This window comes from Acinetobacter sp. YH12096, from assembly GCF_013419215.1.
Taxonomy (GTDB): domain Bacteria; phylum Pseudomonadota; class Gammaproteobacteria; order Pseudomonadales; family Moraxellaceae; genus Acinetobacter; species Acinetobacter amyesii.
Genome location: NZ_VPAM01000003.1, coordinates 1 through 13002, shown reverse-complemented (window position 1 = coordinate 13002; position 13002 = coordinate 1). Strand labels below are relative to the sequence as shown.

The following is a 13002-nucleotide window of genomic DNA, read 5'->3' as shown; positions in this document are numbered from 1 at the left end:
ATTTTATAGAGGCCATACAGATTAAAAAGTGCAGAATATGACACATTCAATACATCCTGCCGCACAACAAGGCTTTAGCTCTGCAGCTGAACTCTATCAACAAGCCCGCCCTGACTACCCGATTGAAATCAGTGCGTGGCTACAACAACATTTAGCTTTAGCCCCTCAAGCCCATCTGGTGGACTTAGGCTCAGGTACAGGCAAATTTCTCGAGTATATTCGCCCACTCAGTGAAAATATCACCGCGATCGAACCTGTGCATGAAATGCTGCAACAATTGCAGAAAAAACATCCGCATATTGCAACTTTAGCCGCCCAAAGTGATCAGATTCCACTGCATGATCATTCTGTGGCAGCGGTATTTTGTGCCCAGTCTTTTCATTGGTTTGCCACCCCTGAAACCCTCAATGAAATCAGTCGTATCTTAGTTCCCCATGGGGATCTTGTATTGATTTGGAACCAACGTGATATCCAAGTCAATTGGGTCAAACAACTCGCTGATATCTTGAGTGTACTCGAAGGTGACACACCACGTTATCATAGTGGGCAATGGCAAAAAGTGTTTGCACAGCAGCAAACATTTAAATTAATTGCCGAAACGACCTTTCAACAAGTGCATCATGGTACAGTGGAACACGTGGTTTCCAAACGATTATTGTCCACCAGTTTTATTGCAGCGTTAAGCATGGATGAACAACAAAAACTGAAACAACAATTTGAAAATATCGTGGCTGAATCAACCCAAAAGACTGCGCAGGATTTCATTGATTTTCCCTATATCACGCATGTCTATATCTTTAGAAAAACACATTAGGACACGATTATGCTCTTGCCAATCTCTTTAAAAAAACTCAGTGTCATCTTCCTCATGGGTACGGTGCTAGGACTCACTGCATGTGAAAAATCATCAAAAACGGTGGAACAAAATAGTGAAATCAGTTCCGATGATCAAATCATGAAAGAACTGAATAGTGATCCTATTAAAAACTTTGCCAAGACCCCAGATGATCTACACGACCTCACGCTTCTGACGCAATATGACGAGAGCTTTAGTCAAATTAGCGATGAGATGGAAGATGAGCTGATGAAACTGCGTGAGGAAGGAAAACTCACCGATGAATTTGCCACACAGCGTAAGCGTGACAACATCCAGTCGGCGCTGAATATGCTCAAAGAACTCGAAATGAAAACTGAGCAAGGCCGTTATATTCAAGGTTTGATGTATCAGTACTGGGACAATCAATCACAAATTTATCGTGAGAAAAATCAAGCAGCCGATGGCGAGTTAAAAAATCCTAGTGATAGTGTCAAAGGTCTCGGTCAGTTTATTCATGCTCAAGAACAATTGGGACATTGGCAGGAACAATATCCTGAACTACAAAAAACTCGACAGCCTTAATCTTCCAACCCTGTTGCAATCTATTCACCCAAATTCAACTTGGATGAATGAGAGAGCGATACGAGCTTATTACTTAACATCAAGGGTGCAAACCTGCCCTTGATGTGATTGCTCAATCTTGATTTTCGCTATGGTCGTTCAGCATATTGTGGTAAATCACCTGCGATATCATCCCATTCTGCTTTGGATGCGACAAAGATATGACAGGTTGGTTTCTGTGTCAGAGGCGTGTCTAAGGTGCCTATACGTAAGCGGTAATAATCAGGCGTTTCAGCCTTTATACTGATGATCGGCGAACCACACTCACTACAAAAACAGCGCTGTGTGGTAGCGGTAGACGCATACTGTTTCAGAAACTGCTCACCGGCTACAATTTTAAAATCTGCTTTAGCAATCGGGGCATTGGTCGCAAATGCTGTACCATTGGCTTTGCGGCACCGAGAACAATGGCATTGCATGATCTCACCGACCGGACCATTGATCTCATAACAAACCGCTCCACACAAGCAGCTTCCGGTATATTGTTCTTGTACGCGCATAGTGGTCTTTCTTAGAAGAATTTCATCTCAAAATATCACAACTCCTCAGCAAGATTGTGACAATTTGAAGCGCTTAGTTCTGCAAAGAAACCAGATAGTTTTGAACCCCTTCACCCGCTGCTCGACCGGTTGCAAGGCAGGCTGTTAGTAAATAGCCTCCAGTAGGCGCATCCCAATCCAACATTTCACCGCAAGCAAATACTGCAGGATTGCTCTTCAATTGTAAGCCATCATTTAGGACTGAACGCTTCACACCACCTGCGCAGCTAATCGCCTCATCTATCGGGCGAAATCCGTCAAGTTGAATATCTAAATGTTTAATTTTCGCTGCTAGTAAGGCCGGCTCATGCCAAAAAGATTTATCCACCAGTTCACGGACCAGCGCAGCTTTCGCCGCATCTAAACCGGCTTTACGCCAAACATTGGTTAAAGACTGCTTTTTCGAAGGCTGTAGTTTCTTTGCCAATTGCTCAACACTTTGATCTGGCAATAAGTCCAAAGTCAGCTGCATGGGCTGAGCAGATTTCACCTGTTGACGCAGTGCTCGACCTTGTTTGTAGATCAATCCACTTTCCAGCCCATAGTGTGAAATGATGATATCGCCTTGGGTCGGCTCGGCTTGATCGACCCATGCATTGACTCGCTTTAAGGGCTGTCCAAACACAGGCTGCATAAACTTCGACCAAGCGCGTTCCACGCCAGCATTACTGGCTTGAAAAGTTTCAATGCTCTCAGGCTGCAGCCATTTTTGCCATGCGCCATCACTGCCTAAACGTGACCAAGACACTGCGCCACATGCCATAATAATCGCATCAAAGCCAAGCACTTGACTTGATTCATCAACAAGGTTTTGAATCGTTAGCTGATTGGACTGTAAGTCCAAAACTTGATGTCGATAATGAAACTGCACCCCGTCTAGACTAAGACGTTTTAACCAGGCTCGCAGCAAAGGCGCAGCTTTCATTTCAATAGGAAAGACCCGACCAGATGAACCAATATAGGTTTCAATGCCCAGCCCCATCATCCACTGTTGAATCCATGCTGCATCCCACTGCTTAACCCATGGGCTCAGCCATTCCACTTGATCATAGCGCTGCACAAATTGTTCAACGGGTTCTGCATGCGAAATATTCAGCCCCGTCTTGCCCGCCATTAAAAATTTACGGGCTGCCGATGGTTTTTGCTCATAAACATGAATGTCATAGTCAAATTGGCTAAGCACTTCCGCCGCCATCAATCCCGCAGGACCTGCCCCAATGATTGCAATACGCTGAGTCATGCCCAATTATTCCGCAGATGCTTCGGTGGGTTGCTTGCCTTGTAGCGGCTGAAAATCATCAAAACGTGTGGTATAGCCAGCGGGTTTAGTCACCAATAATTGTTGGCACAACTCACCACGTTCTAGATATTTAATCTCAAAGTGTGTACGTGCTGAAGTCTCTGCAATGCGTTCTTTGACAAAAGGTAGCTTCCAAACATCGATTAACTGCTGCTGCGCTTCCTCAATATATTCAGGAATATTACTGGCCAAGGTAATCTGACCACCCGGCTGCAAACGCGACAATAAAAATTCAAAAAACGGCATATTTAACCAGCGCTGTGCAGGATTATGCGGTTCAGGGTTTGGATACAAAATAAAGAATTGCTGTACTTGCGCAGGATGTAAGGCATGTACTACCCAAGGCAATGCATCAGCATGAACTGGAGCTAAATTGCTTTGCCCTTCAAGTTGATGCTGCTTTTGCATTGCCACAAATTTTTCACGTGTCCGCTCAACAGCAATCAATTGAAATTCAGGGTGATTGGCTGAAAACAATAATGCATGTTTACCTTTACCAGCCCCAATTTCCACACAAATCGGCGTGGAATCAATCGGCTGAAAATCACGGGGAGCTCGCATACGCTGCGCTTGAAATTGACGAATAGGCATAAACAGATCAAACTAAACAGAACGGCATAAGTCTAACAACTGCGACTGTATTTGCCTAATTGAATCATCCGTTTTTGCTGGAGTTAAGCATGCCCACCACCATGAATTGTCCACGCTGCGGCGCATTGACGACTTGGGAAAATAATGAATATCGCCCGTTTTGCTCAGATCGTTGTAAATTGATTGATCTCGGTGCATGGGCCAATGATGAATATCGTCTGCCGACACAAGATGCACCTCAGGCCGATGGTGGCCGTGAAGAAGACCAATTCTAAGGACTCAAGTGCATAACCCTATTATTTAGGTAAATAAAACAGGAATCCGTTTGGATTCCTGTTTTGTTAATTTAAGTTTCTCAATCTAGTTGCTTAACCCGCTTTACCAGCAACGAAAGGATTATGTTGTTTTTCATAACCAATGGTACTCATTGGACCATGCCCTGAAATAAACTGCGTGTCATCCGGCAAGCTAAAACATTCACGCTGAATGGAGTCGAGTAATTGTTGATGGTTACCGCGTGGAAAATCTGTCCGGCCTATCGAGCCTTTAAATAACACATCCCCCGTCCAAAGCACGGCATATTTTGCGTTATAGAACATGACATGACCTGGTGTATGCCCCGGTGCAAAACGAACTTCAAACTCTTCTGCACCCAGCTTCAAGGTTTCGCCGCCTTCCAACCATTGGGTCACATGGACATTTTCAGGGATCGGGAAACCGTATTTCGCAGAAACCTCCTGAATCATGTCCAACCAAAACGCATCTTCTTTATGCGGGCCAATCACTGGAACATTCCAAGCTTGGGTTAATGCCCCAACCGCACCTGCATGGTCTAAATGGCCATGCGTTAACCACAAGGCTTTGACCGTTAAACCGAGCGCTTCAACTTCGGCTTTTAATTTTTCAGGCTCTCCCCCTGCATCAATCAAGACCGCTTCTTTCGACTCAGAGTCCCAAACAATGGAACAGTTTTGTTGAAATGCCGTAACGGGCACGATTTTAACTTGCAACATAGGGCGAAAACCTCAAGGCGATGAATGGGCTAATGTTTGCTTTAAGGCATCAAGATTAGCTTGAAGTAATAAATTGAGCAATGCGACATGATCATCCCGCGCGTTTAATGCAGGAATATAACCATATTCACCACCGCCTGCAGCTTGGAAAATTTCAGCATTTTGCAGCGCCAACTCTTCTAGCGTTTCCAAACAATCCGCTGAAAATGCAGGGCTCATAACCTGTACCGATTTCACGCCTTGTTTGCCCCATGCGTCCAAAGTGGCATCAGTATAAGGTTTCACCCATTCTTGCTTACCAAAGCGAGATTGGAAACTGATTTCATATTGATCTTCAGTTAAACCAAGCGCTTGCGCGACTAAATGTCCTGTTACACGGCAACGGTCAGCATAGGGATCACCCTTGTCTGCATAAGGCTGTGGAATGCCATGAAAAGACATCAATAACTTATCCGCGACCCCATGCTCCGCTTGATAATCACGCACACTTTGCGCTAAAGCTTGAATAAATAGCGGGTGCTGATAGTAATCACGAATAATACTCAAGCCCGGCAAATTGCGTTGCTGCGGAATCCATTGTGCGATCGCATCATATAGCGGTGCAGTCGATGTTGCTGAATATTGTGGGAATAGTGGAAACAGGACGATGTGGTCTTGTGGCTGCTCAGCCAATTGCGCTAAAGCGGCAGAAATCCCCGGATTACCATAAGTCATGGCCGGAATCACATTCAGTTCAAATTCTGGATATTTTGCTGTGAGATGCTGTTTTACTGTGGCGACTTGCTCAAATAAAATTTCACGCATGGGCGAATCATTACCCCAAACCATGTCATAAGCATGTGCAACACGTTTAGGGCGAAATGGCAAAATAAACAAACGTAGAATGATTTGCCATATCGGTTTCGGGATTTCAATCACCCGCTGATCTGACAAAAACTGTTGCAGAAAACGACGCACTGCGGGCACAGTTGGCGCATCAGGCGTACCTAGATTCGCCAGAATAATGGTGACTTTAGCTTTCTCGACAGGCAACATTACGCTTTTTCCATCAATTTGAATGACGCTAATGTAGCAGCTTTTTATCCATTTAATAAAATAGATTAATATGTAGATTTAAATTGAAAAACTCGATCATTATCAAGCAAATTACTTTCTAGTAATTTTTGACCTTTACTGGTCACTTGCCACAACATCCGCTGACGATCATCTCGGCCATTGGGCACAATCCAGTCATTCTGCCGCATTTGGCTTTTAATGCTGTGTAAAGCACGAATATTCACTTGTGCCCGCGCAACCGCATGAGCACGTGGCATCTCAATACGTGCATCATCCAGACCTGTTTCATTCAAAAACTCATTCATTCGTTTAGAGAAGAATTCTTCAGGGGTTGGGTTAACAAAGGTTGCGCCTAAAATCGACAAGAGCTGCGCCCACGTCATTTTCTTCTGTACTTTTAATTCTTTGAAATTACCATCTTGATAAGCGTGCATGCGGTATTCAAATGAAAATAGTTCATGCATCGACACTTTTGGTAAAGATAAGAACGGATCAACTTCGCGTTTTCCAGACTCTGTTTCGAGTTGAACTAACTGGGCTTTTAAACGATCAATTTCATCATGTAAAGCTTGAGTATTCTGTGGACGCACCCAACCTGTAACAGGATAGCGCTCTAGCATTTGCGGCATGTTCAATCGCACTGCCATTTCTAAATCACGCAAGGTTCGATAGCTAAAGACTTGATCCACTTCATTTTGCAATAGCTTACGAAAGTCTTTGAATTTTTCACGTAGCTCAGGCTTTTCATCATGCAAAGAAAGATCACGTGAATTTGGATCTTCATGCATAAACACAATGACCGGCTTTTGTTTCGTCACTGCATAAATATATTCAAGGTGCATATAACCCACACCTGAAACAGACTGCTCGCCATACTGACTACCCAGTAAGATCACCACATAATCACAGTCATCAATTTGACGACGCGCAAAAGCCGTACTTAATGGTGTGCGCTGTTCCAACCCCCAAGAGAAAAAACCCATCCCTACAAGCGTCTGAGCCAAAATGATCCGTTCTGGCTGCATTTCACTGCCAGATGTGGAAATGAATACTTGATAACGCTTATCGAGCATTAGAGATCCTCTTCCCGTTGCACGCTATATCCAGCACTCAAAAAAGTGGTTGCTGAAACATACAGCATGACTACCCCAAATAGATTTAAATTGTTTTATCTAAAATCGTTCAATCACAATGATTAAAATTCTAAACTTGCCGCCTGAATATTGCAGATTTTCCAAGTGATTTGATCATCTTGAATTAAGCGTGCTACCACAGGTGTTAAGTTTTCCGCATTATTTCCACTGACATAACATTCGATACGCAGTGAATCTTGGCGGTTATGCTCAAATAATAACTCATTTTTAATCAAAATTTGGGCTGTTTGTCGTGCAACCGCAAATCCTGAGTCAATTAATGTCAGCTTCTGACCAAAAATATACTGAATTGCCGATTTTAGGAAGGGGTAATGCGTACATCCAAGCACTAAATAATCTGCACCTGCATCTACAACTGGCTGTAATATCTCAGTTAATGTCTGCAGGCAAGGCTCAGTCATTTGCGCCCCCGCTTCAACAAAGGGCACCAATTCCAAAGAAGTCACTGACAAAACTTGCACCCCTGCAGGTTCAGCAAATCGCTGCATGACATCTTTGATTAATTTACCCCGAAAAGTCGCAGGCGTTGCGAGGACAGCCACAGTTTTACTTTTGGTCTGTAATACCGCAGGTTTTAAGGCTGGAACCAAGCCAATAATCGGAAAATTTTCACCGTAGTGTTCACGCAAATAATCCAAACTAAATGCCGATGCCGTATTGCATGCCACCACCGCGACTTTACACCCCTGACGGTATAACCACTCAATCGCATGTGCAGTCAGTTCACGGATGTCCTGATCTTGACGCGGGCCATAAGGGACATGTGCCGTATCTGCAAAATAAACAATCCGTTCATTCGGTAAATAACGTGCAATTTCCAACGCAACAGACAAACCACCAATACCTGAGTCAAATACCCCAATAGGCGCATCAGCAGTCGCTTTTGGCATGGGTACATTTAAGGGGTAAATGGGATGAATGGCGGTCATAGGGTCACTTTAATTTAGATTCAGAATGACAAGGTGGAAAGCTTAAACCTCAGGTGCCTAATTGCAAGTGCAAATCACCACTTTGTAACACTAAAATGGACTCCCCTTGCTCATTTTCAAGCAGCTCACCCATCTCGACTAAATGAAAAAATGCAGCACGTTGAATTAAGGCATTTATACCAAAACGAACATGCACATAAGGACGTAGTTCACCCTGATATTCACGCATAAAAATCGGATGTTCCTGATCAACAATAATCAGGTCTTGGGTGGTTGTGGTGAATTGAATATAGTTTTTAGCGTCAATCTCAACGTGATCCACCTGATTGACAAATAAAGGCTCATCTTCCACCTGTATTTCAATTTGTTCCACAGGGGTTTTTAAATAGAATTTCCCATCTTCTTTCCAAAGCACGGTTGAGAACAGATCAATGAGTGCTTGCCGCTTGATCAATTGACCATCGTGCCACCATTCTCCATTGGCTAAAACCTTCAAATCCATTGCACCACAATGCTTTGGATGCCATTGATCTAATGGAGGGATTGACCTTTTGTGACCGGACTGTCCATCTTTTAAGTATTGTGCAATGTTCATTAAATTTCTATCATCCCTATTAATGAATTTTTTCGTCGGGTTTTCGTTCAATTGCTGCTTCATCCGCCTAATAAATACCTTAGTGACGGAAAAATAATATGATTCAGCCAATTGGCTAGAACTCGGTTTAAAACTATACTAGCCCACAATATCAAAGACACGATAGAAAAATTGTGTCTGGGCATTAAGAACACTCATGGCAGCACCATTTAAATGAATTGAATGGATGCCACCTTCCGAAATATGAGGAGTCCTACATGGAACACATCGAACGTGAATCGATGGAGTTTGACGTAGTTATCGTCGGTGCAGGTCCTGCCGGCCTATCTGCTGCGATTAAAATTCGTCAACTTGCAATTGAAAATAACCTAAACGATCTGTCCGTTTGTGTCGTGGAAAAGGGCTCCGAAGTGGGTGCGCATATTCTATCGGGTGCTGTGCTTGAACCCCGCGCGATGAATGAATTGTTCCCAGATTGGAAAGAACAAGGCGCACCGTTAAATGTGCCTGTGACTGAAGATAAAACCTTCTTCTTATTGTCTGATGAAAAATCACAAGAAGCACCACATTGGATGGTGCCTAAAACCATGCATAACGATGGCAACTATGTTATTTCGTTAGGTAATGTGGTTCGTTGGTTGGGCGCTAAAGCTGAAGAATTAGAAGTGTCTATTTTCCCAGGTTTTGCAGCGTCTGAAATCCTTTACCACGAAGATGGTACTGTGAAAGGTATTCAGACTGGTGACATGGGCATTGGTAAAGATGGCGAACCAACGCATAACTTTACTCCTGGCTATGAACTTCATGCCAAATACACATTATTTGCTGAAGGCTGTCGTGGTCACTTGGGTAAACGTCTGATTGCTCAGTTCAACTTAGATAAAGATGCTGATCCGCAACATTATGGTATTGGTATTAAAGAACTTTGGGAAATCGATCCTGCTAAGCACAAGCCAGGTTTGGTGATGCACGGTGCAGGTTGGCCTTTAAGTGAAACAGGTTCTTCAGGCGGTTGGTGGTTATACCACGCTGAAAACAACCAAGTGACGTTGGGTATGATTGTTGACTTGTCTTACACCAATCCACACATGTATCCATTTATGGAAATGCAGCGTTGGAAAACACATCCACTGATCAAGCAATATCTTGAGGGTGGTAAGCGTATTTCTTATGGCGCACGTGCGGTTGTAAAAGGTGGCTTCAACTCACTACCTAAATTCACTTTCCCAGGTGGTAGCTTAATTGGTGATGACGCAGGTTTCCTAAACTTTGCGAAAATCAAAGGCTCTCATACAGCAATGAAATCAGGCATGCTGTGCGGTGAAGCTGTATTTGAAGCGATTGCTGCGGGTGTGGAAAAAGGTGGTGACCTTGCCATTGCACGTGTGACTGAAGGTGAAGACTTCTTCGCTAAAGAGTTAACTGCGTACACAGACAAGTTCAACAACAGTTGGTTGAAAGAAGAGTTATATAACTCTCGTAACTTCGGCCCTGCTATGCATAAGTTTGGTCAATGGATGGGTGGTGCGTTCAACTTTGTTGATCAAAACATCTTTAAAGTGCCGTTCACGCTGCATGACTTACAGCCCGACTTCAGCGCTTTAAAAACTGTCGATGCTGCGAACTTCAAACCGAATTATCCAAAACCAGATGGTAAAATTACATTTGACCGTTTGTCTTCAGTATTCGTATCAAATACGGTGCATGAAGAGAACCAACCTGCTCACTTGAAATTGACAGATGCTTCTATTCCTGTAAATGTGAACTTACCAAAATGGGATGAGCCTGCTCAGCGCTACTGCCCTGCTGGCGTTTATGAAATTATGGAAGAAAATGACGGTTCTAAGCGTTTCCAAATTAACGCAGCAAACTGTGTACACTGTAAAACGTGTGACATCAAAGATCCGTCTCAAAACATTACTTGGGTAACACCTGAGGGTGGCGGTGGTCCTAATTATCCTAATATGTAATCTCTTTTGAGATTGAAATAAACCCGCTTAATGCGGGTTTATTTATTAAGCTTCAACATAACCAGGTGAGATTTTTTAAATAGAAAAATATAAAATAAATAAACCCGCAAACAGATACGTAATAAAACTATTTGAATTACTCTCTTCTTCTAATCCACTAGATTTAATATAAGTAAAAGCTAATAGGGCTAAGAAAATTAATATTACAAAAAACCTAAAAACTTTCCACTTAACACCCAACTATTTTAAACCAATTTTAATAAATTGAATTCTATATTATTCATTTAAATTAGGATTACCAACAAGCTCACCAACTAAATTATTTCTTTTTCAATCTCAAAAATCCACTCATAATATTAAGTTAAATTTTTGTTCAATATATCAATTTTAATAGGCGTTTGTACAAATGGACATGTAATATTGTACTATCCAATCTTAACCACAAAGTTTTATGATACTTTTTACGAAATCCGTAATCATACGTAAAGAAAGGCGAAATAGAAATTTGATCAAACAGTATTAAATTATTATATCGAAATAGGTTTGATTTCGTCCATGCTCACCTAATGGCTGAGTATACTATTGAGTCCGAGAATCAAACCCAATCGAAATATTCGCTCGCTTTATTCAAGAAGACCAATTGGTTGTACAATAGGCCTTGAGTGCAAGCATCTTTATTCGGGAATTATATTGCTGAAGAAGCCTTTAAGAATATCTCCTTGTACAACAAAGCCAATTTTTATTAAAAACGTAGTTAATCTATGAAATTTCTCATAAACTAAGGAGTTTACTTCCACTTCGAGACGCTAACCTAGAATATATTTCAAAACATTACAAGATGTGGCATTTAAGAAAATATGATATACATAAAAGTTAAAAATGTAACATTTAAAAAACATAAATGTACTTAAACGAGTATTTATCTAATAAATTTTAGATTATAATTTCTACTATTGAAAAATATAAATAGAACTTAGATTTAAATGACTGTACAAAGAAACAATCCTTTTGCTGGCCTATATGATACAGCAGGAAGAGCAACTAATTCATACGGATCTTCAAATGTTCCTACAAGATATGGCACTCTTCAAAATATTGAAAATGTTAAAATTACAAAAAAATGGACAGTTCATGATCTTAATCGAATAGTTAAGAACGGAATTCAAGGATTAGACGATCCAACTAGAAATTGTAGCATGTGTTGTTTAAATGCTTTAGCAAGCAATATCAATGCCTTATATGCGGGTTATTCACCCAAATCAATACCAACAAATAATACAATGATTCAAGCAACTGAAACATTAGTCAAAAAAGGGTACGCTGTACGCTTAAAAGATATTCAACCTACTATTAAAAACACTACTAAAAGATTCACTACAGCTGCAGACATATTAGATAATGATGTTGAGAAGTCAGTATCTGCTAATATTTCAGCAGCTTTAAGTAAATTAACCCCTGATAATTCACTAATGTTTTTTTCTGTTGGTATTGCTTACGGATATCACTCAACCATAATAGCTGTATCTAAAATATCAACACTATCTGTTGGTGGCGGTGGTATTCGCCTAAGTGGAAACAATAACAAACCACTTTTTTTATTTATTGAGGATAATGGTGGTGCAAGAAAATATTATGGTCCAGAATTGGATGTTAAGTGTTGTCAATATATTGTTGGAGCAACTAGACATTATAGAGGTCGAAATAATCTAAATGCCAACCTAGATGCTATAATCTTCCAATTAAATGTCCCAAATAAATAAAATTATGAAAATAAAAAATTACACAATAGCAGGAGCCATTTTTCTTTTTGGCTGTACTTTTCAAAAAAATGATATATCACCTACAAATATTGATATAGATCTACTACGAAATAGTTTTAAAATAAAAAATTTAAACTTTGTGCACAATAAAATCAATAATGATTTTTTTTCAGAGAGTTTAAGTAAATGCTTAGGCCCAAACCAAAAAAACAATCTTAAATTAAAAAACACATATACCATTAAATTTAAAGATAATATAATTTCAAATGTCACAGAATACGAAATACAGAAAAATCAACTCTCTTCTTCTGTTAATAAAATAACCAATAATTTCCTAATAACACCTAGATCTAATTTTTCCAAATTATGCTGGGAAGATACTTATACAAAACCTATTTACAGTAAAAACTTTGGGACAACTTTATTTGTTTTCTCAAGCAATGAAAACTATATCTTTAACTCAAAGAATGATTCAATTAAAAGCACTATTGAAAATAACCCTCAGGACTATTATTTAGACGACATTATATCAATAATCAATAATCAATAATCAATAATCAATAATCAATAATCAATAATCAATAATCAATAATCAATAATCAATAATCAATAATCAATAATCAATAATCAATAATCAATAATCAATAATCAATAATC

The 13002-nt window shown here is 40.6% G+C and carries 14 protein-coding genes and 1 pseudogene; 6 read left to right on the top strand and 9 right to left on the bottom strand.

Annotation, left to right across the window (positions count from 1 at the left end; translation table 11 throughout):
* Positions 1–37 precede the first annotated feature (37 nt).
* Together FTU36_RS01415 and FTU36_RS01410 are read left to right on the top strand one after the other, a co-directional pair.
* Positions 38–814, top strand: coding sequence for a class I SAM-dependent methyltransferase (locus FTU36_RS01415; RefSeq protein ID WP_180108796.1), 777 nt, complete (start codon positions 38–40; stop codon positions 812–814).
* Positions 815–823: 9 nt separating this feature from the next.
* Positions 824–1399 carry a hypothetical protein gene (locus FTU36_RS01410; RefSeq protein WP_168377944.1) on the top strand — a complete coding sequence of 192 codons (576 nt, stop codon included), beginning with the start codon at positions 824–826 and terminating at the stop codon, positions 1397–1399.
* Positions 1400–1527: 128 nt separating this feature from the next.
* Here the strand turns inward: FTU36_RS01410 and FTU36_RS01405 are convergent, their stop codons facing one another.
* From FTU36_RS01405 to FTU36_RS01395, 3 genes are all read right to left on the bottom strand, one after another.
* Positions 1528–1938, bottom strand: coding sequence for a GFA family protein (locus FTU36_RS01405; protein WP_180048801.1), 411 nt, complete (start codon positions 1936–1938; stop codon positions 1528–1530).
* A 73-nt stretch (positions 1939–2011) separates the two neighbouring features.
* Complete coding sequence (locus FTU36_RS01400; RefSeq protein ID WP_180048800.1) at positions 2012–3217, bottom strand: TIGR03862 family flavoprotein; 1206 nt, start codon at positions 3215–3217, stop codon at positions 2012–2014.
* A 6-nt stretch (positions 3218–3223) separates the two neighbouring features.
* A complete protein-coding gene (locus tag FTU36_RS01395; protein ID WP_180116718.1) occupies positions 3224–3874 on the bottom strand; it encodes an SAM-dependent methyltransferase in 651 nt (216 codons plus the stop codon).
* An 83-nt stretch (positions 3875–3957) separates the two neighbouring features.
* Between FTU36_RS01395 and FTU36_RS01390 the strand changes: the two genes are divergently transcribed.
* Positions 3958–4143: a DNA gyrase inhibitor YacG gene (locus tag FTU36_RS01390; protein ID WP_078189771.1), complete on the top strand. Its 186-nt coding sequence runs from the start codon at positions 3958–3960 to the stop codon at positions 4141–4143.
* Between the two features lie 93 nt (positions 4144–4236).
* On the opposite strand, the gene FTU36_RS01385 is transcribed toward FTU36_RS01390, so the two are convergent.
* From FTU36_RS01385 to FTU36_RS01365, 5 genes are all read right to left on the bottom strand, one after another.
* Positions 4237–4881, bottom strand: a complete 645-nt coding sequence (locus FTU36_RS01385) for an MBL fold metallo-hydrolase (protein ID WP_078189772.1) — start codon at positions 4879–4881, stop codon at positions 4237–4239.
* 12 nt (positions 4882–4893) lie between these two features.
* Positions 4894–5916 (bottom strand): ferrochelatase, encoded by a 1023-nt coding sequence (gene hemH, locus FTU36_RS01380; protein ID WP_180116668.1) that lies wholly within the window; start codon positions 5914–5916, stop codon positions 4894–4896.
* 65 nt (positions 5917–5981) lie between these two features.
* A complete protein-coding gene (locus tag FTU36_RS01375; RefSeq protein WP_180116667.1) occupies positions 5982–7010 on the bottom strand; it encodes a DUF4062 domain-containing protein in 1029 nt (342 codons plus the stop codon).
* Positions 7011–7132: 122 nt separating this feature from the next.
* Positions 7133–8020: a glutamate racemase gene (gene murI / locus FTU36_RS01370; RefSeq protein WP_168377950.1), complete on the bottom strand. Its 888-nt coding sequence runs from the start codon at positions 8018–8020 to the stop codon at positions 7133–7135.
* 49 nt (positions 8021–8069) lie between these two features.
* Entirely contained in the window at positions 8070–8678 is a 609-nt protein-coding gene (locus tag FTU36_RS01365; RefSeq protein ID WP_168377951.1) for a DUF1285 domain-containing protein, read from the bottom strand.
* 194 nt (positions 8679–8872) lie between these two features.
* Here FTU36_RS01365 and FTU36_RS01360 point away from each other — a divergent pair, with 194 nt between their 5' ends.
* A complete protein-coding gene (locus FTU36_RS01360; RefSeq protein ID WP_067764047.1) occupies positions 8873–10585 on the top strand; it encodes an electron transfer flavoprotein-ubiquinone oxidoreductase in 1713 nt (570 codons plus the stop codon).
* Positions 10586–11023: 438 nt separating this feature from the next.
* On the opposite strand, the pseudogene FTU36_RS16665 reads toward FTU36_RS01360, so the two are convergent.
* A pseudogene (locus FTU36_RS16665) lies at positions 11024–11212 on the bottom strand (transposase); the annotation flags it as partial.
* Between the two features lie 356 nt (positions 11213–11568).
* Here FTU36_RS16665 and FTU36_RS01355 point away from each other — a divergent pair.
* Together FTU36_RS01355 and FTU36_RS01350 are read left to right on the top strand one after the other, a co-directional pair.
* On the top strand, positions 11569–12345 hold the full coding sequence (locus FTU36_RS01355) for a hypothetical protein (protein WP_111885928.1): 777 nt from the start codon (positions 11569–11571) through the stop codon (positions 12343–12345).
* Positions 12346–12349: 4 nt separating this feature from the next.
* Positions 12350–12895, top strand: a complete 546-nt coding sequence (locus FTU36_RS01350) for a hypothetical protein (RefSeq protein WP_180066218.1) — start codon at positions 12350–12352, stop codon at positions 12893–12895.
* Positions 12896–13002: the final 107 nt, after the last annotated feature.